Source organism: Corallococcus sp. AB038B, from assembly GCF_003668955.1.
Classification (GTDB): domain Bacteria; phylum Myxococcota; class Myxococcia; order Myxococcales; family Myxococcaceae; genus Corallococcus; species Corallococcus exiguus.
The window spans coordinates 96,342-117,707 of record NZ_RAWO01000010.1 but is presented as its reverse complement, the minus strand read 5'-3'; the positions used below and the strand labels follow the sequence as shown (position 1 = coordinate 117,707).

The window sequence follows — 21,366 nt, the reverse complement described above, 5'->3', positions numbered from 1 at the left end:
CTCTAGAGAATCGATACCCACGCGGGAGCGGGCGTGCAGGGCCCCCACGGCCCACGAAAAACGCCGGAGCACCCTGGGGGCGCTCCGGCGTTCGTGCTTCAGCAAGACTGCCCTACCCGGCTCAGGTGGCCGGGTGGACGGTGCCTTCCTGGTGCGCGGGCGTCGGCGCGGGCGTCACTTCGTCCGTGCCGTGCATCATCCGCTTCAGCATGGGGGCGAGGAACAGCAGGATGACGCCCGACAGGCCCGCGCCGATGACGATGGTGAGGAACACGCTGAACTCACCCATCTTCTCCGAGTAGCCACCCAGCACGCCGGACAGCTTGTTGGCCACCGCGTTCGCCAGGAACCACACGCCCATCATCAAGGAGGTGACACGCTGGGGCGCCACCTTGCTGACCATGGACAGGCCCACCGGCGACAGGCACAGCTCGCCCATGGTGTGGAAGAGGTACGCCATGATGACCCACCACGCCGCCGCCTTGCCGTCCATCGCGCTCTCCTTGGAGGCGCCCAGCATGAAGGCGAAGCCCACCGCCAGGAAGATGAGCCCCAGGGACATCTTCACCGGGATGCTCAGGTCCTTGCCCTTCGCCGCCAGCGAACCCCACACCATCGCGAAGATGGGCGCCAGCGTCACGATGAAGACGGAGTTGAAGTTCTGGAACCAGGTGGTGGGCACCTCCCAGCCGAACATCGAGCGGTCCACCTTCTGGTCCGTGTAGAGGTTCATCAGGCCGCCCGCCTGCTCGAAGCCCGTCCAGAACGCGACCACGAACAGCGCGATGATGAAGATGACGATGATGCGGTCCCACTCCTGGCGGGAGAAGGCGTGCTGCTTGCCATCCGACGTCGTCTTCTGCGCTTCGGTGGGGCGCGGCGCGGGCGCCAGGCCCACGTTGCCCAGGAACTTGTGCGCCAGCGCCATGAAGATGATCAGGCCCAGCGTCATGCCCACGCCGGCGGAGCCGAAGCCCCAGTGCCAACCCACGCGCTCACCCAGCGTGCCGCAGATGAAGTTGCCCAGCACCGCGCCCAGGTTGATGCCCATGTAGAAGATGGTGAAGGCACCGTCGCGGCGGCCGTCACCCGCGGGGTACAGCCCGCCCACCATGGTGGAGATGTTCGGCTTGAAGAAGCCGTTGCCGATGATGAGGAAGCCCAGGCCCGCGTAGAAGATGGAGATGCCGGGTAGCGCCAATAACAGGTGGCCAATCACCATCAACGCGCCGCCCAGCACCACCGCCTTGCGCTGGCCGATGAAGCGGTCCGCGATGTAGCCGCCCAGAATCGGCGTCAGGTACACGAGGCCCGTGTACGTGCCGTAGAGGCTCAGCGCATCCGCGGTGGACCAGCCAAAGCCGCCCCGCACCTTGTCGGTGAGGAAGAGCACCAGCAGGCCGCGCATGCCGTAATAGGACATGCGCTCCCACATCTCGGTGGCGAACAACAAATACAGGCCCGGGGGATGCCCCTTGCGGGCCTCGCCCGCGGCGACGGTGCTTTGCATGCCGTGAGTTCCTCGAACGGATTCTTGTGAGGGGGAACGAAAAGTCGCGCGACTGTAACAGGAGTCCCGCCCTCGGCGAGGACAGAGGACACCCCGCGTCCTTGGGAATTCCCGCCCCCTGCGCGAGCAGCCCTTCAGCCCCCCGCGCCCCGGCCGTTCGTGGCCGGGCGCGTCAGCCGAGGCGCCGGGGCCAGCGACCGCGACTCGCACCCGTGGTGGGGGTGGAGGCCAGGGGCTCCGCGTGCGCGGGGCGCATGGGCAGCCGCACCTCCACGCGCGTGCCCTTCCCCGTCTGGCTGGTGATGTGGATGCGGCCACCATGCTGCAGGACGATGCGCCGGCTGAGCGCCAGGCCCAGGCCCGTGCCTTCACCCGCGGCGCGAGTGGAGAAGAAGGGCTGGAAGAGCTTCTCCAGGTCCTCCGCGCGGATGCCCACGCCGGTGTCCTCGATGGTGACGAGCGCCTCGTCGCCCTGCTGGGCCGTCTCCACCAGCACGCGGCCGGCGTCGCCCACCGCGCGCAGGGCGTTGTCCAGCAGGTTGAGCCACACCTGGTTGAGGGTGCCCGGGTCGCCCCAGATGGGCTCCGCGCACTGGTAGGCGCGCTCCACCACGACGGCCGAGGGAATGCGCCAGCCCAGCACGCTGAGCGTGGAGTCGAGCGCCACGTCCAGCCGCACCGCCACCGGCTTCTCCGCCGTGCGCACAAAGGACAGCAGCGACTCCGCCAGGTGGCGGATACGCTGGCCGCACTCCTCCATCACCTCCAGCATCGCGGTGCCCAGGTTGGGGTCCCCGCCCGTCTGCTTCCCCAGCACGACCTCCTTCAACGGGATGAGCGCGTTCATCAGCCCGTTGAGGGGGTTTCGCACCTCGTGCGCGAAGCCGGAGGTGAGCAGGCCGATGGCCGCCAGCCGCTCGTTCTCCGCCGCGCGCACGGCCGCCTCGCGCAGGCGCAGCTGCGTCTCCACGCGCGCCAGCAGCTCGCGCGGACTGAAGGGCTTGCCCAGGTAGTCATTGGCGCCCGCGCCCAGGGCCTCCACCTTGGCGGACACCTCCTGGCGCGCGGTGAGCAGGATGACGGGCATGTCCACCGTCTGCGCATGGGCGCGCAGCTGCACCAGGAGATTCAGGCCGGACTGCACCGGCATCATCACGTCGGACACCACCAGGTCCGGCCGCTCCTCCATCGCGCGGCGCACGCCCTCTTCCCCGTTGGCGGCCTCCAGCACCCGGTAGCTGGGCGCGAGGATGTCCGCGATGAAGGCGCGGATCTCCGCGTCGTCCTCCACCACCAGGATGCGGGGGGCCTTCGAGTCCGCGCGCGTGTGGTCCTGCGGCTCCGTGGGGCGCTGCGCCCCGGCGACGGTGGCGGCCAGCACGGTGGCGAAGCGGCCGGAGCTGCGGCGCTCGCGGCGCGTGGGCAGGTCCGTGGCGCGGCGCTCGCGAAGGTCCTCGCGCAGATGCTGGGTGCCCTTGGGCAACCGCACGCGGAAGCTGCTGCCCTGCCCCGGCGTGCTCGACACCTCGATGCCGCCCGCGTGCAGCGCCAGCGTCTCCTTCACCAGCGCCAGGCCAATGCCACTGCCTCCGAAGCGCCGCGTGCCCGTCGTGTCCGCCTGGGCGAAGCGGTCGAAGATGACGGCCAGGTCCGCGGGCGCCATGCCCTGCCCCGTGTCCACCACCTCCACGTGCACGTCCGAGTCGTCCTCGCGCAGCCGCACCGCGATGCTGCCGCCGGCCGGAGTGAACTTGAGCGCGTTGGAGACCAGGTTGTGGAACACGCCTTCAATCCGCTCCGCGTCCGCGTGCACCGGCGACACCGGCCCGCCCTCCAGCGCGAGCGTGAGCCCCTGCTTCTCCGCCACGGTGCGGAAGGGCAACAGCTGCGAGGACAGGAACGCGTGCAGCTCCAGCGGCTGGTAGCGCAGCCGCACCTTGCCCGCCTCCAGCTGCGCCAGGTTGAGCAGGTTGTCGATGAGCCTCAAGAGCCGCTGCGTGCTCCGGTCCAACGTCACCAGGTGCTGCCGCACCACCGTGGGCAGCGACTCCGGTTCCTTCTGGAGCGCGTCCAGCGACAGCAAGATGAGCGTGAGCGGCGTGCGCAGCTCATGGCTCACATTGTCGAAGAACTCCGTCTTCAGCCGGTCCTGTTCGCGCTGTTTGACGAGCGCCGCCTCCAGCTTCGCGTTGGCCTCCGACAGCTCCCGCGTGCGCGCGACGACACGGTCCTCCAGCGCCACGTTGCTGCCGAACACCTCGTCGTAGCGCTGCTGCAATTCTCGCAACGAGCCCATGTTCGCCTGGGCTTGCGCCGCGAGCAGCTCGTCCTTGCGTTTGAGCTCGCGCCACCGGTCCAACCAGCCGCCCAGCGCGAAGCCGCCCATGCCCAGCGACGCCACGGAGAAGAGCGCGTCCCCCCAGCCCAGGTGCGTGGCCAACAGCCCGCTCACCATGCCCAGGAGCAGGCCCAGGTAGTGGCCCCAGAGCGTGGGCGGATCCGTCCAGGTGAGGTGGTAGCGGCACGCGTGGCCGCCCAGCACCTGGCACTCCGTCTCCCGCACCTCCGCGGGCGCCAGTCCCCAGATGGTGGGGAAGGACGCGAACTGGCCCATGCGCAGCTCGCAGATGTTGCGGTTCTGCTCCGGGATGCTGCTGCGGTAGGACAGCTTGAGCCGCTTGTGCTCCAGCAGGTCCACCGCGAACGACCCCACCCGGTTGTAACTGGGGGAGAAGTCGATGGTCTGCTTGTAGCAGGCCTTGGGTGAGCCGAAGGCGCGCAGCATGTAGAAGACGAAGCCCAGCGCCTGCGGCGACGCGGTGAAGAGGCCCGCTTCGCGCATGAAGCGCGAGTCACCGGAGTCCTCGCGCAGCGCCGCCGACACGCGCTCCAGGAAGCGCAGCGACACGTAGTTGGTGGGCTGGCGCATGTAGTCCAGCCCCAGGCTGAACGCGTGCTCGCGCCACACCCGGGCCAACCGCTCCGCGCCATAGCGGTGCTCGAAGTAGAGCAGCAGCGTGGACGTGGCGCGGACGCTCACCTCGGGGGCGTTGTCCGCGGACACGTCCTGCACCTTCACCGCCGGAAGGCGTTGGGTCACGGCTTCGTTCCTTCGGTGACCAGCGTCACCGCGTACTTCAGTCCCTCCGGGTCCTCGAGCATGGCCAGGAAGTCGGCGCAGTGCGACTGGTAGGCCTCCAGCCCGCCCAGGACCGCCGCGCCCACCGGGGCCAGCGCCTCGAAGCGCGTCTTCCAGTCGCGCACGAGCCGCGCCTCCGCGGCGCCCGGGGAGAGGTAGAAGGGCATCAGGTGCACCCGCACGTCCGTGAGCCCCGCGCGGCGGAACTCAGAATACAGCTTGCGGCCCACGTACAGGTCGAACCCCTGCGTCGCCAGGGCGTCCACGATGCGCTGGGTGCCCACGCGCAGGTGCTCCGGGAAGGGCCAGTTCTGGAGGCCCAGCCCGTCGATGTCGGACACCACCACCCGCCCCCCGGGCCGCGTCACGCGGATGAGCTCCTCCAGCGCCACGTCCCGGTCCGGCAGGTACTCGAAGACGTACTGGCTCCACGCATAGTCGAACGCGTCCGCGGGCAGGCCCGTGGTGCGCACGTCCGCCTGGAGGAACGTCAGGTTCGGGCGGTGTTCGTTGCGCAAGCGGGCCTCCGCGAGGCGGCCGTCGTGCAGCTCCACGCCGGTGACGTGGCCACCCTCCCCCACCAGCTCCGCCATCAATTCGGCGATGCCGCCGGGGCCGCAGCCGGCGTCCAGCGCGCGGTCCCCCAGCTTGAGGCCCGTGCGGCGGAGGACGTCGCGCGTGTCCTGGGACTGCTCCTGCTCCAGGAGGCGACGGGACTCTTCGGCGGATTCCATGAGGTACATCAGCGCGCCTCCTGCTTCTGGACGAACGCCGTGGCCTGGACGGAGGCCCGGGGCTTCATGCGCCGCATGGGCATCTGCCGCTCGAAGAGTGAGCGCCAGGCCTCGCACCAGCGGCGCACCATGGAGCGGTGGAAGGTCCACTCGGAGAAGAGGCCCTGGTTCAGGAAGCCCCAGGCGCCCAGCACCGGCACGTCCAGCGCGTCCACCATGCCCAGCGCCGAGTTCCGGCCCCGCTCGCGCGCGTGCGCCATGCACCGCAGCGCCAGCGCCGCCACCGCGTCCTTCGCGCGAGGGTGCTCCCGGTCCGCCACCACCAGGTTGAAGCCGTTGGTGACCTCAATGAGGCTCAGGCCCGGCGAGGCCTCGTCCTGGAGCGCCAGCGCGAGCGGGCCGTCGTTCCCCTCCACCACGAACATCCGCCGCTCGCGGTGCAGGCCCGCCGCCCGGAAGCGCGCGCCCAGGACGGACTCGGGGCCGGGGTCCGCGCCCAGGTCCTCGCTGAGCAGGCGCACCATCTCCCCCCGGCGGCGCAGGTACGACTCCAGCCACTGGCGGTCCTCCGGGCCCGCCTCGCGCACGGCCGGCAGCGCCCCCGCGTCCACGGTGGGCATCTGGGACAGGTCCGCGCGCAGGTAGTGGAACTGGCGCAGGTGGCACAGCCCCTGCCCTTCCAGCACGCGCGCCAGCCACGTGCCCAGCCGGTGCGGCCACCGGTTGTCGGTGCGCCACATGTAGCGGATGAACTCCACGTCCTCCATCGCCTCGCCCACCTCCACCGCGAGCGACGTGAGTTCGCTGGAGATCTGCTCGCTGCGCCGGAAGCCCGGCATCACGGCCAGGTGCTGCACCAGCCACGTGGCGGAGTACATGCGCAGGCCGTTGACGTGCCCCAACAGCCGGTGCGCATCCGTGAAGACGAGCGAGCGCCCCAGCTCGCGCGAGCGGCTCAGCCGCTCATGCGTCGCCTCCAGCACGGGCAGGACGCGGGCCTCCTCGCCGAAGGGGTGGTCCGGGTGGAAGGTGTAGCGGGCTTCCTCCATCATCCGCCAGACGTCCGGGAAGCGGAACACCGCGCCGTCGCGAACATGGGGGGCTCTGGCGGACACGAACGCGTCCACGATGGCGTCCGCCACCGCGCGCGGCATGTCCAGGATGCGCACGCCGCAGCGGTAGGGCCGCAGGCGCTGATCATGCCGGGACTCGAAGGGGACGACGTCCACCGAGCGCACCTCCACGCGGCACGCCACCTCCGTGCCATCCGGCAACAGCAGCGTGGTGTCCAGGCGCGAGCCCACCGGCAGCACCTCGCACGACGCGTCGATGGGGAAGGCGAACCCACGCGCGCCCAGGTCCAGCACCGCGCGGGTGATGCGCTGGCCGCTGAACGGCGAGGTGAAGTGCACCAGGAAGCGGTGCTGCGCGCTGGGGCGGAAGCGCTGCTGTCCCCGCCGGTTCTCCACCGCGAGCGAGCGGGGCATCCCCAGCGTCACGCCGTCCTGCCCCACGTGGAGCATGCTGGTGACGCCGCGGTAGCGCTGGCCGCCCATCTCGAAGGAGAGGTGGACCACCTCTCCCACGCTCGCGGGCAGCGCCGTGGACACCTGCCCGCGCAACACGCCCCGTTCGTCGGAAGGCTCCACCGCGGCGGACTCCAGTTGGAAGTGCGCCGTCTGGCTGTCCGCCGGATGCAGCCACACGGGCAGCTCGCGCCGGAGCGCCTTGCGCAGCGCGGCCTGCACCGCCACCGGGTCCCTCAGCGTGCGCGGAGGGGCGGCGGTGGACTCGTCCTGCGCGATCCGCCAGGAGATGCCCACGCGCAGGAACGCGTGAGTCCCCTGCTGGACGGGGGTGGCGTGGCGCACGTAGGCGCGGGCCACGTGCAGCACGGGCCGGCCGTCACGCAGCATGGTCAGCGAGTCCAGGGGCGTGCCCGGCAGGAAGGCCGCCAGCGACGCGTCCATGGGGACCTGCAGCGCGGCGCCGAAGTGGCCCAGGTCCTGGCACTCGGCGGTGAAGGACTGGCCGCGCAGCAGGAAGTCCACGCGCATGCCGGCATCCAGCGACACGCGCGTGGAGGCGCGCAGCTGGAGGATGTCGCGCAGGCGCGTCTTCAATTCGCCTTCGGTCAGCGCGTCATCCACCGTGCTGAAGACGTGCCCCTCCGCGGCCGTCTCCACCAACTCCTCCAGCCCGTGCTGATCCGACCGGGCGCAGACGAACACGCAGACGGCCTCCGGCGCCGCGCGGTCCACGTGGCGCAGGAAGCGGCGCGCGTTGTCCGCGGGCGCGATGATCAACGTGGGTGCGGTCGCCTCCATGCGCCGCGTGGCTTCCAATTGTGAACCCACCACTGAAACCCGGTGCGCGTTCAACGCGGACTTCAGCGCGTTGCGACGCATCTCGTTGGGGTGGACGATGAGGACTTCATGAGTCGGCACGCTCATGGATTTTTCCCGACGCGCAAGAGCCACACTGGCGCCCGTGCATGGCGCCATTCCCGTCGACGCGGGGCATGCACGCGCCCCGTTCCCGCCATCCGCATGTCTTGAGTGTCCGAGCCTGGTGCTCTCTCTGTTGCCAGCGGGCCCGCGCTGAAACGCCTTCCCCGGTGAGCCGCCGGCGAACAACCACCGCGTACTTTACCTGCTCCTATGGATTAGGTGATGTACGCGGGGGTGAGAGGACTTTTCGGAATAGGTTAAAGACGCGCAGTCTGCTGGGACCCCTTGGTGGGTAGGGACGCACGCGCGAGGGCCTGATGAGTGCGCTGGCCCCGGGTCGCGGACACGGTTACAGAATGCGTGGGCGACGAGGAGGCCCCCCATGGGCGAGACGGTGGATTACGAGGCGGGCATCCGGGAGCTGAAGCGCTCCATGAACGCGGTCATCCTGGCGCACTACTACCAGGAGAGCGAAGTGCAGGACGTGGCCGACTTCGTCGGTGACAGCCTGGCGCTCGCGCAGGCGGCGGCGCGGACGGAAGCGGACGTCATCGTCTTCTGCGGTGTGCACTTCATGGCGGAGACCGCCAAGATTCTGAATCCCAGCCGACAGGTGTTGCTTCCGGACCTCAAGGCCGGCTGCTCGCTGTCGGACCGGTGTCCGCCCGCGGCCTTCAAGGCGTTCAAGGACAAACACCCGGACGCCTTCGTGGTGTCGTACGTGAACAGCTCCGCCGCGGTGAAGGCGATGAGCGACGTCATCTGCACGTCGTCCAACGCCGTGCGCATCGTGAATCGGATTCCGAAGGACCGCCCCATCCTCTTCGCGCCGGATCAGCACCTGGGCCGGCACGTGATGAAGGAAACGGGCCGCGACATGGTGCTGTGGCCGGGCAGCTGCATCGTCCATGAAATCTTCAGCGAGAAGAAGCTCGTGGGGCTGAAGGTCGAGCATCCGGACGCGGAGGTGGTGGCCCACCCGGAGTGCGAGCAGCAAGTCCTGCGGCACGCGGACTTCATCGGCTCCACCAAGGCCATCCTGGATTACGCGGTGAAGAGCCCGAAGAAGAAGTTCATCGTGGTGACGGAGGCGGGAATCCTCCACCAGATGAAGAAGGCCGCGCCGGACAAGACGTACATCCCGGCGCCGCCGGACAACGGGTGCGCGTGCAACGAGTGCCCGTACATGCGCCTCAACACGCTGGAGAAGCTCTACCGCTGCATGAAGGACCGGACTCCGGAGCTGGTGCTGCCGGCGGACCTGCAGCACGCGGCGCTGGCCCCCCTGCAGCGGATGCTGGAGTGGTCCGCCTGAAACAAGCGGGACGCGGAGACTGTCGCCCGCGTCCCACGTTTGGCAACTCGCGTCTTGCGGACGGCGGGCCCAAGTGCCATGGAAGGAACGTGGCCTTCCGATTTCTCGCACTTCCCGCCCACCGGCTGGTGGACTTCCCCAAGACCCTGCCGGACGAAGAGCGCCTCGAGCCGGAGCTGCCTCCGGTGCACGAGGCCGTGGAGCGCGCCCTCGCTGGCGCCGAGTTCCGCGACCTGAAAGCCCGCGACCGTCTGCGTGCCCTGCTCCAGGGGGACCGTCCCCCGGCCCTGGGCTCGCCGGGCAAGGGCTTTGGCGCGAGCGCCATCTTCGCCCAGCCGCCCCAGGACCTGCCCGCGCTGCTGCGCCTGGCGGATGAGCTGGAGCACCTGGCCCGCCTGGAGGCCGGCGAGCGCGCGCTGGTGTGGAAGTGCAGCCAATGCAGTGCCCGCTACGCGGTGCCGGTGGCCCTGGTGCGCCAGGTGTCCATCCGCTGCGAGCGCTGCGGCAACCCGGTGCAGCTGTCCTCGCAGGAGAGCCTGGGCGAGGAGGCCCTCATCGACCCGTTCCAGGGCGCGGTGAACAGCAGCCGGCACCAGCTGGCGGCCTTCTTCCGCGAGGCCATGGCGCGAGGCTGGCCGGTGCTCGTGGCCGAGGGCGGAGCCCCTGCCCCGCGCGGGCGTTCCTCCAGCCCGGCGGCCTGAGCCACCTCGCTGACGTTCCCAAGGGGGCCCTTTCACGGGCCCCTTTTCGTTTCAGATGAAGATGCCGGCGGAGGCGTCGTTGCGCGCCTCCTGGAGCTCCTGCGTGGCGGGGCGGCCGCGCAGCGCATCCGTCACCTGGCGCGGCGCATGACGGCCCGAGCATTTGGAGCACTCGCACTTGCCGCGCTTGCAGGTGCAGTCCGCCTTGCTGCCGCAGGAGCACTTCGCCGTCAGCAGCTGATCCAGCTCCTCCAGCGGGCGCGGCGCGTCGTCCTTCTTGGCCTCCGGGGCCTTGTGGGCCTCCGGTGCCGGCGTCTGGGGCGCGGTGCCCTTGGACGCGGCGGCCGCCTTCGCATGGGCCTCGCAGGCGTGGGCGCTTGCGGGCAGAAGCCAGAGGCCGCCCATCAGCAATCCCGCGGTCATCAACGTCGCGCTGCGTGCCATGTCCGCTCTCCTTGGCGAAGGCCCGGGGAAGGCTTGGGGGGAGGCATCCGCCATCCCGGCCTATAGCGCAGGGCATTCCCCCTGCCAAGGCATTCGCACGCACCTTTGCCTACCCATCAACGGAGCCCACGGTGCGCTCGCCCGGCGCGGGGGCGCGCGCGTACAGTCCGCGCCCTCCTGCCCGTGACGAACCGAACTGCCCGCATCGCCTTTGTCGCCGCGCTCGTCCTGGGGGCGCTCCCGCTCTGGGTGTCGCGCCTGCTGCCCATGGTGGACCTGCCGCAGCACCTGTACCTCATCTCGGTGCTGCACCGGCTGGACGACCCGACGACGCTCTACCCCACGCTGTTCGCGGCGCGGCACGAGCTGACGCCGTACCTGGGCTACTACTACCTCGTCAGCGCACTCAACTGGCTCTTGCCGCTGGAGATGGCCAACCGCGTCTTCCTCACCGCGTACGTGGTGGGGATGCCGCTGGGCATGGCCTTCCTGTTGCGCAGCCTGGGCCGGCCGTCGTGGCCCGCACTGCTCACGCTGCCGCTCGCGTATGGGGACAGCTTCGGCTGGGGCTTCATCAACTACCTGGCGGCCCTGCCGCTGACGCTGCTGTGCTGCGGCCTCTTCGTGCGGACGCTGACGGACGCGCCACGCCGCGCGCGCTGGGGCGTGGGGCTGGCGGTGTGCCTGGTGGCGGTGCTGCTCTTCCACGTGCAGGCCTTCGGGTTCCTGGCGTTCGGGCTGCCGTGGCTGCTCCTCACCACGCCGGTGCCGGAGGACGCGGCGGCGAAAGGCATCGTGGCCCGGCTGCGGCCACGCGTGCCGGCGCTCCTGGGCGTGGTGCCCGGCGTGACGCTGTTCCTGTCGTGGGTGGTGCTGCGGTTCGGCAACCCGCCGGACATCCAGCCGGGCGCGCCGTGGAAGGCGTGGGGGCCCACGTTCTCGCCGCAGAACCTGGCGTGGAAGGGCTTCGAGCAGAACCGCGCGGAGTTCTTCCAGGTGCTCGCCAACACGTTCCACGACGGCTCGGACCGCTGGCCGCTGTACGCGGTGGGCGCGGTAGCGGTGGCGGGCTGGGTGCTGGGACTCGTGGGGCCGGGGACGCGCCGCGAGGGCCCACTGGCGCGCTGGCGGCTGTTGGGGCTGGGGGTGCTGGCGCTGGCGCTGTACTTCCTCCTGCCCTTCGACATCCGGGGGTACGTCTACTACCTCAACACGCGCTACGCGCACCTGGCCGCGGCGCTGCTGGTGGCGAGCATGCCGGCCGCGCGCGCGGACTGGCGGCGGCCGTTGGGGCTCGCGGCGGCGGCGAGCGCGCTGCTGCTGGCCTTCGTGATGGGGCGCGGCTTCCAGAACTTCTCCCAGGAGGCCCGCGAGTTGGAGGCGCTGTCCGGCCTGGCCGCGAACCGGCCGAAGGTGATGGGGCTGGTGTTCGACCCGCGCTCCAGCGTGGTGCGCTTCCCCGTCTTCATCCACGCCGCGGCGGTGGTGGCGCGCGAGCGCGGCGGGGTGCCCAACTTCACCTTCGCCACCACGCCCCACTCGCCCCTGCGCTACCGGGGGGAGGTGCCGCCCACCTTCCCGTCCGAGTGGCGGCCGCAGGAGATGAACCAAGCGACGCAGGGTAGCTGGTACGACCACTTCCTGGTGCGCGGGGTGCATCCGTCACGCGTCTTCGGCGCCCGGCTCCAGTCGGAACTGGTCATCGTGGGACAAAGTGGAGGGAGCTGGCTGGTGCGGCGGCGGTAGCGCGTGAAGTAGAAACCCGGCGCATGAGCCCTGTCTCCACCGAGCCCCGTCCCCTGCTGGATGCGTTGCGCGCCGGCACACCCCTGCCCGCCTTCCCGGAGGCGGACGTCGCCCAGGCCCGGAAGCTCGCGGACGAAGTGGGCTCCGCGACACCCGCGGCCGTGGAGGCCCTGCCCGAGGCCCTGGCGGGCGCGGTGCTGGAGGCCGCCGTGCTGGCGGGACAGGTGGCGCTGCCGGAGGCCCTGTCCGCTTCGTCGGTGAAGCCGCTGGCCAAGGCCGCGAAGAAGGCGCTCTACCGGCTGCGCTCGCGCGGCGTCACCCCGGCGGAGGCCCCCAGGGAGGCGCCCACGGCTCCGGCCCCGGAGACGCTGCCCACGCTGGTGACGGTGGTGTCGTCAGCGGGGCAGTACGGCCTGCTGCTCACGCGCGTGGTGCGCGGCGGCGTGGAGCTGCTCCAGGTCATCGCGTCGGATGAGCAGGGCGTGCTGGAGCTCAACCGCACCGAGCAGAGCCGCGGGGACATCCGCCGCATCCTCAAGCACGGGCTGAAGAACGGCTTCGGCATGGAGGTCTCCCGCGAGGAAGGGGCCCGGCTGCTCGCCGAGGCCGCGGCCCTCAACCTGAGCACCCGCACGCCCTTCCCGCCGGACCTGGAGGCCGCGCTGCGCCACCACGGAGTCCAGCCCATCCACGTGCCCGAACCCCTCCCCGCCCCCGAGCCCGACGACGTGCGCCATGCCCTGGAGGGCGATCAGCTCCATGCGACGCCGGAGATCGCCGAGTGGATGCCGCCCGACGCGGAGATGCGGGGCCTGATGGAGCAGGTGCAGGCGATGGTCTCGAGCCCGCTGGCGTTGAGCGGGGCCCAGCGCCAGGAACAGGTGCGGCAGCGGGTGCTGGACGCGGCGAAGGCCTTCTTCACCCCAGAGGTGCGCCAGCGCTACGCGCGCCGACTGTGGCGCATGGCGGCCTTCTTCGACGCGACCGGGCGGGCCCTCCAGGCGTCCATCGCCCGGGGCGAGGCGCGGCGCCTCTTCCACGGGCTCGACGAGCCCTTCTCGCTCTTCGCGGAGACGCTCTTCGCCAAGGTCGTGGTCCTGGCCGCGGCGGGTGCCCAGGCCCAGGCGGCGCAGGGTGCCACGGCCCCTGAAGCGCTTCCTGCCGCCCTCACGGGCGAGCGGCGCAGCCCCGGCGGCCTCATCCTGCCCTGACGGCGCCCCTGAGCCTTCAGGAGCCGCCGTCAGCAGGGCCCGCGCCCCGGACGCCTCAATGGGCGCCCCGGGAGCGGGCCCGCTTGCTTCAGAGCTGCTCCGTGCGGGCGCACAGGAGCAGGTCCAGGTTCTCATGCTCCCAGGCGAGCGCCCGCTGGTAGTCGTGGAAGCGCTTCTCGTGCTCCATCAACTCCGGCGGGTGGATGCAGCGCCGGCCGTCCTCGCCCCGGCGGGCGCGGTAGACGTGGTGCAGCATCTCGTGGAAGACGATCCACTCCACGAAGTACCGGGGCACCAGCGGCTGATCCAACGCCGGGTGGATGCGGATGACCTTCGAGTCCGCCGAGTACGAGCCCATCTTGATGCTCTTGCGAGGCCCCTTCACCCGGGGCGCCGGCCCGTAGGTGATGGCCGCGTCGATGCGGCTCTGGAAGTAGCGCTCGTTGAGCCGCTCATAGATGCGGGTCAGGTCGTGGTAGCGCCCCACCGGGGACAGCCGCAACCGCTTGCGCATCTGCGCCGGGGACAGCCGGCGGATGAAGATGCGGTTGCGCTCGATGTAGCGGTCCAAGAGCGCGCTGGCGTCCGGGTCCCCCTTGCGCACGAAGCTCGCGAGCGCCTGGAGCACTTCGTCCGGTGCGGCCAGGAACATGTGGTGCAGCCTCAACCGCCACAGCGCCCGCTGGCGTTGGAACGTCAGCATCGTGTGGGTGTTGTCGTGGATCTCCACCGCCACCTTCCCCCGCAGCCGCGTGCGCAGCCGGCGCTCCAACACGCGTCGCCACACCTTCACCAGTCGGTTGGGCTCTGGGGCGACCGGGAGCTGCCGGGCCACCCTCCCCGCGGGGTAGGTCCTCTGTCGGATGATGTTCTTCTGCTTCTTCGCGCGAGCCATAGAGGGGCCGGAGTCTACGGACCCCTCTGACATGTGTAAACGCGCCCGCTTGGTGGAAAGCCAAGGAATTCCAACGACTTAAGGGCACTCAAGCGTACCCGGTCCTACGTGTCCTCCGGGGGGTGCGGATGCCGCATACGCGTAAGTCGCCGTGCCAATTAGCGCCGCCTGCGGCATGGGACCCGGAGCGTCTGGAGTTCCCCGGTTACAGGTCGGACGTTGTAGGTCTCGATGCCCCGAGGTGCACGCCGTCCCGGGCAGGTGTACTGGACGCGGAGCGGGCCGGGAGCCAGGGCGACCACCTGATTGATGGGCAGCTTTCCGCCCCCCGGCCGGCCAAGCACGGTGCGCACCGGGGCCTCGAAGCGGACTTCCACGGTGGCGGGGGGTGGGGGCTCGGCCGGGGCCGCGGTCGCCACGGCCAGCGGGGCCACGGCTTCGGTGCCCGCCGCGGCCACCGCGAGTCCTGCGTCTGGCGGGCTCGCGGCGGTGTCCGCGAGGGCGGGTTCAGCGGGCTGCCGCGCGGCGGTGTCCGCGAGGGCGGGTTCAGCGGGCTTCGGCGGCGCGACTTCGGCCGGAACAGGAGCGGGTGGCGCGGGCGCCTTCACGGGGGCCGTTCCCTGAGGACCGGGCCGCGCCGGGCCTCCCGCCGGAGGCCCCCTCCTGGGCGCGGGAGGCGCCTGCGCTTCCGGACTGAAGAAGCCCATCATCCACGCGAGCCCCAGGCCCAGCACGGCCACGAGCACCACGCCCGCCACCAGCACGATGGCGCGCGAGCGCCGGGGCGACCGGGAGGCGTCGAGCGTGTCGGGCCCCTCGTCGTCGTAGTCCTCGTCCTCGTCGACGGGCGCGCGCACGACCCGACGGGGCGGCGGCCTTCGCGGCGCCTGGAACCCGACGGTGGACTCGTCGTCGTCCGGGTCTCCTGTCATGACGGGCGTCGGGTCCGTGAGGCTCACCCCGGAGGGTCCCGGGTCGGTGTTGAAGCGCTCGTCGTCTTCCGGTGACGGCCGCGGCGGAGGACGGACGTTGCGAGCCCCGGAGTTGCCGGACGGGGCGGAGCGGTTCGCGTCGCTGGACGCGGAGGCGCCCCGGCGCGGGCCCGGAGGCTGCGACAAGCGCCCATCGTCGCCCATGCGGCGGGGACCGGACGCCAGCGGTTCGGACCGGCCATCGTCGCCCATGCGGCGGGGACCGGAGGACAACGGCTCGGACCGGCCATCGTCTCCCATGCGGCGGGGACCGGAGGACAACGGCTCGGACCGGCCATCGTCTCCCATGCGGCGGGGACCGGAGGACAACGGCTCGGAGCGGCCGTCGTTGGCGGACGCCATGCCCGGCCGACGCGGGCCAGGTGGCGGCGTCGTCGCGCGGCCCTCCGGCGTGCGACGCGGCGTGGGCGCGAACGGATCATCCCCGCCACCCGCGCCGCGAGGCATGGCCACGCCGGTCGACGGACGTCGCGAACGGTCTGCTCCGCCCCGCTCTCCGGACCCGGAACGCGCGGTGGGCTCCGGCGGGCCATTGCGCCGCGCCGGTGCGGGCGTGGGCGCGACAGGCCGGGGGCGGCGCGCGCGCAGCGGGACGGTGGAGTCGCCCTCGTCGTCCTCTTCCTGCTCCTCCTCCTCGTCCCAGGCTTCCGCCTCGAACACGGGCTCCAGGTGGCGGCGTGGCGAGGGGGCGCCGGGCATCGTGCCGACCGCGGTGGACTCGCCGTCGTCATCGTCGTCGTCGTCGTCGTGGCCCGAGGGCAGGTCGCGCGGCCGCGCCATCTGCGTCTCCGGCTCCCCTTCTTCCGCGTCCCAGGTGCGCAGCGCCGCGGCCTCCGCCGTGGGCCTGCGCGCGGGAGGCCGGGACACCAGCCCCACGGGCGTCAGCGCCGAGGGCCCCCGGGGCTGCGACGCCGTCCCGCCCAGCGGAAGGGTGCGCGCGCCCGTGTCTTCATCGAGCGGAGACGTGCGCGACGACGTGTCCTCAGTGAGGGGCAGCGTGCGCGCGGCGGTGTCCTCCGCGTCGGCCAGCGGCAGCGTGCGTGCGGCGGTGTCCTCCGGCAGGTCGGGCACCGGGGGCGGCAGCGGCGTGCGCAGGGACGGCAGCGGCAGCGTGGCCTCGTGCCGGCCCGCGCGCTTCGCCGGGGGGATGTGGAGCACGGTGCGCTCCTCCTTCTCCCCCAACAGCCGCGCGATGTACTGCGCCACGTCCAGGCTCTGCTTGAGCACGCCGGACGCGAGGAACGCGTGCAGGTCGTCGCGCACTTCGGAGGCCCGCTGGTAGCGCTGGGTGCGGTCCTTCACCAGGCACCGCATCACGATGCGCGACAGCGTCTCCGGATAGTCCGGGCGCACCAGGTGCGGCGGCGTCGCCTCCTCGTAGCGGATGGCGTAGAGGATGCCTTCCGTGGTGGGGCGGTGGAAGGGCTGCTTGCCGGTGGTGATTTCGTAGAGCATCACCCCCAGCGCGTAGATGTCCGCCCGGTGGTCCAGCCGCTCCTGGAGAATCTGCTCGGGGGAGAGGTAGAGGAACTTCCCCTTGATGACGCCCGGCTTGCTGCGCTCCATGAACGCGCCGGCCTTGGCGATGCCGAAGTCGACGAGCTTCACGCGCCCGTCGTACGCAATCATCACGTTCTGTGGAGAGACGTCCCGGTGGATCAGCTCCAGCGGGCGCCCATCCACGCCACGGCTGAAGTGCGCGTGGTCCAGGCCCGCGGCGATGGCCGCGCAGATCTTCGCCGCGACGCCGTACGGCATGGAGGCGCCGAACTTGAACTCCTCCGCGAGCACGCGGCGCAGGTCCACGCCCTCCACGTACTCCATGCAGATGAAGATGTTGTCCCCCTCCTTCCCCAGCTCGTGCACCTGCACGATGTTGGGGTGGTGGAGCTGGGCGGCGATGCGCGCCTCGTCCAGGAACATCTGGACGAACTCCGGCTCCTCGGAGAGGTACGGGAGGATCCGCTTGATGACCACCAGCGTGGGGTCCGGCGGCTTGTGCGCCAGGAACAGCTCCGCCATCCCGCCCAGCGCGAGGCGCTTGATGAGCAGGTATTTGCCGAACGGGGTGGCCGTCTGGGGCGAGCTCAAGGACGTGGAAGGTGTGGGCCGCGGGTGGAACTTTGAAGCGTGTCCGGAGCCTACCTGCATTCCCGCCCCGGGGGGAGCCGTCCGACCCGCCCGGCGTCGGACTCTAGGCAGGCCCGGCGGGGCACGCGAACTTTCAGGCCCCTGAAACACGACCGCCCCCCGGGGCATGTGAGCCCTGGGAGGCGGACGGGGAAAGCGTCAGATGACGGGGGATTACGGGACGGCCGCGCCCGCCACCTCGCCCGGCAGGTCTTCGCAGCCCTGCGGGATGATGGTGTAGGTGTAGCGCTGGTCCGTGCCCGGCACGCCGCTGTCCCGGTCATTGCCGCCGGTGCCGCAGCTGGTGATGTTGGAGCTGCCGTTGATGCAGCCCGCGAAGGTGTAGGTATCCCAGACACCCGTGATGCCGTTGGGGAACGTCACCGAGCCGCCATCCAGGGCCGCCTTCTGGTAGTCGCAGCCCAAGCCGCCGTCGGACCGGTCACGCGTCTTGTCGTGGTAGACGAGGATGCCGCCGGTGACCTCGAAGCCGTAGAAGAGGGTGCCCGCGTCCTCGTTGTCCAGGCGCTGGAGCTGGGAGGGCTGCGGGTTGGTCAGCGTGAGCGGACCCGCCAGGTGCACGCGCGTTCCCAGGTAGGCCGCGCTGTTCTGGAACGCCGCGAGCGACGCCTGCAGCTGCTCCGCCGTCACCTCGTTGGCCGGGGGCAGGTTCGCCGTACCCGCGTCCGTGAGCTTGGGCGTGATGGCCAGGGGCACCGCGGGAGTCTGCTGATTGGCCAGGTGGTGGCGGCGGCCGGTGAACGGCGAGTTGTTCGGCTCCGTGCCGAAGTAGCCCACGATGTCGACGGTGTCGCCGATCTGCGGGTGGTACGCATCCGGAGTGTCCGTGTAGAACTTATGGATGAAGAGGCCCTCCTTCGGAGCGGCCGGATCCGTCACCCAGAAGTACGAGCGCCAGGAGCCGTTGCCCTGGTCGCTGAGCTTCTCGTAGTGGATGCCCGAGACGACCACGTCGCGCAGCGTCGCCTTGGTGCCGAACGACACCTTGCGCGTCGCGGCGATCTGGTTGGCGGTGGGGCCCGCGTCAGTGCCCGCGTCGGTGTTCGTGCCCGCGTCAGTACCCGCGTCAGTGCCCGCGTCGGTGCTGCAGACGCCCGTACAGCCGGCGTCGGGAGTGGGAGTGGGGTTGTCGTCGTCACGACCGCCACAGCCGGCCGCGGTGGCCATCGCCGCGGCAGCCAGGAGGGCCGCAGCGCCCAGCTTCGTGCGCAGTTCCATTTGAAATTCTCCGGGAGGTGAAGGGCGCCGAGGTGGTTGAAGTCCGACGCCGGTCGGGCTGAGGATTCAGGCCCTTATACCGGTGGGTTAGTAGGGCCGGCAAGGAACGGACCGGGGCCCTGTTCGTCACACCATCGTCAATTCAGGAATAGGTGGATCATGCTGCCGCGCGACATGTTTCTTAATGGGCTGAAGCCCACGCTCCACATCGCGCACCGCGGCGGAGCGCTGCTCGCGCCGGAGAACACGATGGAGGCCTTCCAGCGCGCCGTCCACACGCACCGCACGGACATGTTGGAACTGGACGTGCACCTGTCACACGACGGTGAAGTCATCGTCGCGCACGACGACACGCTGGAGCGCTGCACCGACGGAGAAGGTCCACTCGCGGCGCTGACGTTGGCCCAGCTGCGCAAGCTGGACGCGGGCCACCGCTTCACGCCGGACGAAGGCCGCACCTTCCCCTTTCGAGGCCAGGGCGTGCGCCTGCCCACGCTGCGCGAGGTGCTGCGCGCCTTCCCCACCCTGCGCCTCAACGTGGAGCTCAAGCCGGACGTGCCGGGCGCGGAAGCCGTGCTCGCCCGCCTGCTGACCGAGGAAGCGGCCTTGGGCCGCGTGTGCCTGGGCAGCGAGCAGGACGTCATCGCGGAGCGGCTGCACCAGGAATTGCCCGACGCGTGCCACTTCTATCCGCGCGACGCGCTGGCCGCGTTCGTCCTCGCGCTCAAGGCGGGTGAGGCGCCGCCGGAGGACGCGCGCTACAGCGTGCTCGACATGCCGCTGTACTTCGGCGAGGTGCGGCTGGTGGACGACGTGCTGCTGAAGGCCGCGGCCGAGCGCGGCAAGTGGATCAACGTGTGGACGGTGGATGATCCGGCGGAGATGGACCGGCTGATTGAGGAAGGCATTGGCGGCATCATGACCGACCGGCCGGACCTGCTCCGCCAGCGAATGGACGCCTCTGGAAAGCCGGGTTAAGCCTTCGGGCTCCATGCCCCGCTCCACCCCCCGCGCGCGTCCGGCGACGTCCCGCACCGAGCCCTCGACCAAGGCGCCACCCCCGGCCGACGCCGACACGAAGCCCGCCGCCCGCAACACGCTCAAGGTGAAGGTGCCGCGCGCCAAGCGCTTCGTGGCGCTCGCGGGCAACATCGGAGCGGGCAAGACGACGGCCGCGAAGCTCATCAGCCAGGCCTTCGGCTTCGAGCTCTTCGACGAGCCCGTCATCGACAACCGCTTCCTGCGTGACTACTACGGCGACATGTCGCGGTGGTCGTTCACGCTGCAGCTGGAGTTCCTCATCCGGCGCGTGGAGCACCACGAGCTCATCCACTCCGTCAGGAAGAGCTGCGTGCAGGACCGCACGCTGTACGAGGACCCGGAAATCTTCGCCAAGTACCTGCACGGCCTGGGGCACATGACGAACGCGGAGCTGGACCTGTACTACGAGTACTTCCAGCGGCTGTCGCGCCACATCGTGCGGCCGGACAAGGTCATCTGCTTCGACGTGCCCTCGGAGGAGGTGCTGCTCCAGCGCATCCGCACGCGCGGCCGCGCGGAGGAGAAGGGAATCGGGCGGCCCTTCCTCAAGGGCCTCAACGGCTACTACGCGGGCTTCCCGCAGGTGCTCCAGGAGAAGTACGGCGTGGAGTGCCTGGTGGTGGACGTCTCCAAGCAGGACATCCGCCGCGGCGCGGGCCGCGAGGAGTTCATGGACCGCGTCTCCGCATTCCTGGCCTGACGCGGCGCTGTTTCGTGCGACGCTCGGCGGCGCCATGCACGACCTCAGCCCCAAGAGCCCGCGCGACTCCGAAGTGGTGATGACGCAGCTCATCCTCCCTCCGGACGCCAACAACCTGAACGCCGCGTTCGGCGGGAAGGTGATGCAGTGGATCGACATCTGCGGCGCCGTGGCCGCCCAGCGCCACTGCCGTCAGGTCGTGGTGACGGCGTCCATGGACGACCTGCACTTCCACGCCCCCATCCGCGTGGGCTGGATTGCCCTCCTGCACTCACGCGTGCTCGCGGCGTTCCGCACCTCGCTGGAGGTGGGCGTCACCGTGCACGCGGAGAACCCGCTCACCGGTGAGCGGCACCTCACCACCAGCGCGCTGCTCACCTTCGTGGCGCAGGGCCAGGACGGCAAGGGCGTGCCCGTGCCGCCGCTGCTCCTGGAGTCGGAGGCGGAGCGCCAGGCCTTCCAGGAGGCGGAGGCCCGCCGCGCCCAGCGCCGCAACCGCGGCCAGGGGGAGCAGAATTGGATGAAGGTGATGAAGCCCGTGGCCGGCGCCTGAGGGCTGGACGCACGAAGGGCCGGGGGCACGCCTGCCTGGCGTCCCATCCCGGCCCTCCTTCCACCCTGAATCGACGAACAGCGAATCAGGTGGTGAACGACGTCCCGCAGCCGCAGGACGACTTGGCGTTGGGGTTCTCGAACTTGAAGCCCGCGCCGGTGATGCTGGTGACGTAGTCGATGTGCGTGCCCGAGAGGTACTGGGCGCTCAGCGCGTCGGTAGCGATGGTCACGCCATCCTGCTCCCACGTCTGGTCGCCGGCCTTCATCTCCTTGACGAGGTTCAGGTCGTAGCCCAGGCCGCTGCAGCCGGAGGGCACCACGCGGATGGAGAAGAAGTAGCCCTGGAAGCCCTGGGCCTGGATGACCGTCTTCACCTGGGCGATGGCGGCGGCCGTCAGGACGACGGGCTCGGAGGCGGCGGGCTGGGAGGCCGGCGTGGAGCCGGTGACGGCGGTAGAAGTATCCATGTGCTTCAATCTCCTCGTAGACGGTGCCACATAACGCCCTGGCGCCTGAAAAGCCAAGGGACCTGACGGGCCCCTTCCCGGCTCAACAGAAGATAAC

Annotated in this window: 16 protein-coding genes; 7 read left to right on the top strand and 9 right to left on the bottom strand. The window is 70.6% G+C overall.

Features of this window, described 5'->3' with window-relative positions; all coding sequences use genetic code 11:
* Nucleotides 1-121: 121 nt before the first annotated feature.
* The 4 genes from D7Y04_RS30620 to D7Y04_RS30605 all read right to left on the bottom strand — a co-directional run bounded on the left by D7Y04_RS30620 (nt 122) and on the right by D7Y04_RS30605 (nt 7,836).
* Nucleotides 122-1,510 carry a peptide MFS transporter gene (locus tag D7Y04_RS30620; RefSeq protein WP_121761584.1) on the bottom strand — a complete coding sequence of 463 codons (1,389 nt, stop codon included), beginning with the start codon at nt 1,508-1,510 and terminating at the stop codon, nt 122-124.
* A gap of 172 nt (nt 1,511-1,682) precedes the next feature.
* Nucleotides 1,683-4,610 carry an ATP-binding protein gene (locus tag D7Y04_RS30615; protein ID WP_121761583.1) on the bottom strand — a complete coding sequence of 976 codons (2,928 nt, stop codon included), beginning with the start codon at nt 4,608-4,610 and terminating at the stop codon, nt 1,683-1,685.
* Nucleotides 4,607-5,392 carry a methyltransferase domain-containing protein gene (locus tag D7Y04_RS30610; RefSeq protein WP_171808535.1) on the bottom strand — a complete coding sequence of 262 codons (786 nt, stop codon included), beginning with the start codon at nt 5,390-5,392 and terminating at the stop codon, nt 4,607-4,609. Before D7Y04_RS30610 ends, D7Y04_RS30615 begins: the two co-directional genes overlap by 4 nt.
* Nucleotides 5,392-7,836 (bottom strand): PilZ domain-containing protein, encoded by a 2,445-nt coding sequence (locus tag D7Y04_RS30605; RefSeq protein ID WP_121761582.1) that lies wholly within the window; start codon nt 7,834-7,836, stop codon nt 5,392-5,394. The genes D7Y04_RS30610 and D7Y04_RS30605 overlap by 1 nt, the downstream gene beginning before the upstream one ends.
* A gap of 379 nt (nt 7,837-8,215) precedes the next feature.
* On the opposite strand from D7Y04_RS30605, the gene nadA reads away from it, so the two are divergent.
* Complete coding sequence (gene nadA, locus D7Y04_RS30600; RefSeq protein WP_120599477.1) at nt 8,216-9,148, top strand: quinolinate synthase NadA; 933 nt, start codon at nt 8,216-8,218, stop codon at nt 9,146-9,148.
* Between the two features lie 89 nt (nt 9,149-9,237).
* On the top strand, nt 9,238-9,849 hold the full coding sequence (locus tag D7Y04_RS30595; RefSeq protein ID WP_120599478.1) for a hypothetical protein: 612 nt from the start codon (nt 9,238-9,240) through the stop codon (nt 9,847-9,849).
* Nucleotides 9,850-9,900: 51 nt separating this feature from the next.
* Here D7Y04_RS30595 and D7Y04_RS30590 read toward each other — a convergent pair whose 3' ends face one another.
* A complete protein-coding gene (locus D7Y04_RS30590; protein WP_120578457.1) occupies nt 9,901-10,293 on the bottom strand; it encodes a metallothionein in 393 nt (130 codons plus the stop codon).
* Nucleotides 10,294-10,476: 183 nt separating this feature from the next.
* On the opposite strand from D7Y04_RS30590, the gene D7Y04_RS30585 reads away from it, so the two are divergent.
* Both D7Y04_RS30585 and D7Y04_RS30580 read left to right on the top strand, forming a co-directional pair.
* Nucleotides 10,477-12,039, top strand: coding sequence for a hypothetical protein (locus D7Y04_RS30585; RefSeq protein WP_199749754.1), 1,563 nt, complete (start codon nt 10,477-10,479; stop codon nt 12,037-12,039).
* 23 nt (nt 12,040-12,062) lie between these two features.
* Entirely contained in the window at nt 12,063-13,250 is a 1,188-nt protein-coding gene (locus tag D7Y04_RS30580) for a hypothetical protein (RefSeq protein WP_121761580.1), read from the top strand.
* Nucleotides 13,251-13,338: 88 nt separating this feature from the next.
* On the opposite strand, the gene D7Y04_RS30575 is transcribed toward D7Y04_RS30580, so the two are convergent.
* The 3 genes from D7Y04_RS30575 to D7Y04_RS45240 all read right to left on the bottom strand — a co-directional run bounded on the left by D7Y04_RS30575 (nt 13,339) and on the right by D7Y04_RS45240 (nt 18,506).
* Nucleotides 13,339-14,145: a hypothetical protein gene (locus tag D7Y04_RS30575; RefSeq protein ID WP_167548358.1), complete on the bottom strand. Its 807-nt coding sequence runs from the start codon at nt 14,143-14,145 to the stop codon at nt 13,339-13,341.
* Between the two features lie 158 nt (nt 14,146-14,303).
* Complete coding sequence (locus tag D7Y04_RS45245) at nt 14,304-17,228, bottom strand: serine/threonine protein kinase (RefSeq protein ID WP_199749753.1); 2,925 nt, start codon at nt 17,226-17,228, stop codon at nt 14,304-14,306.
* Nucleotides 17,229-17,441: 213 nt separating this feature from the next.
* A complete protein-coding gene (locus tag D7Y04_RS45240) occupies nt 17,442-18,506 on the bottom strand; it encodes a hypothetical protein (RefSeq protein WP_199749766.1) in 1,065 nt (354 codons plus the stop codon).
* 159 nt (nt 18,507-18,665) lie between these two features.
* Here D7Y04_RS45240 and D7Y04_RS30560 point away from each other — a divergent pair, with 159 nt between their 5' ends.
* From D7Y04_RS30560 to D7Y04_RS30550, 3 genes are read left to right on the top strand one after another with little or no spacing between them, the layout of a single operon-like run.
* Entirely contained in the window at nt 18,666-19,484 is an 819-nt protein-coding gene (locus D7Y04_RS30560; protein ID WP_120598918.1) for a glycerophosphodiester phosphodiesterase, read from the top strand.
* 13 nt (nt 19,485-19,497) lie between these two features.
* On the top strand, nt 19,498-20,247 hold the full coding sequence (locus tag D7Y04_RS30555; RefSeq protein ID WP_120598919.1) for a deoxynucleoside kinase: 750 nt from the start codon (nt 19,498-19,500) through the stop codon (nt 20,245-20,247).
* A 34-nt stretch (nt 20,248-20,281) separates the two neighbouring features.
* Nucleotides 20,282-20,800, top strand: a complete 519-nt coding sequence (locus D7Y04_RS30550) for an acyl-CoA thioesterase (protein ID WP_120581020.1) — start codon at nt 20,282-20,284, stop codon at nt 20,798-20,800.
* Between the two features lie 85 nt (nt 20,801-20,885).
* Here D7Y04_RS30550 and D7Y04_RS30545 read toward each other — a convergent pair whose 3' ends face one another.
* On the bottom strand, nt 20,886-21,269 hold the full coding sequence (locus D7Y04_RS30545; RefSeq protein WP_121761579.1) for an iron-sulfur cluster assembly accessory protein: 384 nt from the start codon (nt 21,267-21,269) through the stop codon (nt 20,886-20,888).
* Nucleotides 21,270-21,366 lie beyond the last annotated feature (97 nt).

Excerpts from the sequence above, each read along its gene's own strand:
- D7Y04_RS30575 (WP_167548358.1), bottom strand. The coding sequence starts at position 14,145 with ATGGCTCGCGCGAAGAAGCAGAAGAACATCATCCGACAGAGGACCTAC.
- D7Y04_RS45240 (WP_199749766.1), bottom strand. The coding sequence starts at position 18,506 with ATGGAACTGCGCACGAAGCTGGGCGCTGCGGCCCTCCTGGCTGCCGCG.
- D7Y04_RS30580 (WP_121761580.1), top strand. The coding sequence starts at position 12,063 with ATGAGCCCTGTCTCCACCGAGCCCCGTCCCCTGCTGGATGCGTTGCGC.
- D7Y04_RS30605 (WP_121761582.1), bottom strand. The coding sequence starts at position 7,836 with ATGAGCGTGCCGACTCATGAAGTCCTCATCGTCCACCCCAACGAGATG.
- D7Y04_RS30550 (WP_120581020.1), top strand. The coding sequence starts at position 20,282 with ATGCACGACCTCAGCCCCAAGAGCCCGCGCGACTCCGAAGTGGTGATG.
- D7Y04_RS30560 (WP_120598918.1), top strand. The coding sequence starts at position 18,666 with ATGCTGCCGCGCGACATGTTTCTTAATGGGCTGAAGCCCACGCTCCAC.
- D7Y04_RS30590 (WP_120578457.1), bottom strand. The coding sequence starts at position 10,293 with ATGGCACGCAGCGCGACGTTGATGACCGCGGGATTGCTGATGGGCGGC.
- nadA (WP_120599477.1), top strand. The coding sequence starts at position 8,216 with ATGGGCGAGACGGTGGATTACGAGGCGGGCATCCGGGAGCTGAAGCGC.
- D7Y04_RS30545 (WP_121761579.1), bottom strand. The coding sequence starts at position 21,269 with ATGGATACTTCTACCGCCGTCACCGGCTCCACGCCGGCCTCCCAGCCC.
- D7Y04_RS30610 (WP_171808535.1), bottom strand. The coding sequence starts at position 5,392 with ATGTACCTCATGGAATCCGCCGAAGAGTCCCGTCGCCTCCTGGAGCAG.
- D7Y04_RS30620 (WP_121761584.1), bottom strand. The coding sequence starts at position 1,510 with ATGCAAAGCACCGTCGCCGCGGGCGAGGCCCGCAAGGGGCATCCCCCG.
- D7Y04_RS30555 (WP_120598919.1), top strand. The coding sequence starts at position 19,498 with ATGCCCCGCTCCACCCCCCGCGCGCGTCCGGCGACGTCCCGCACCGAG.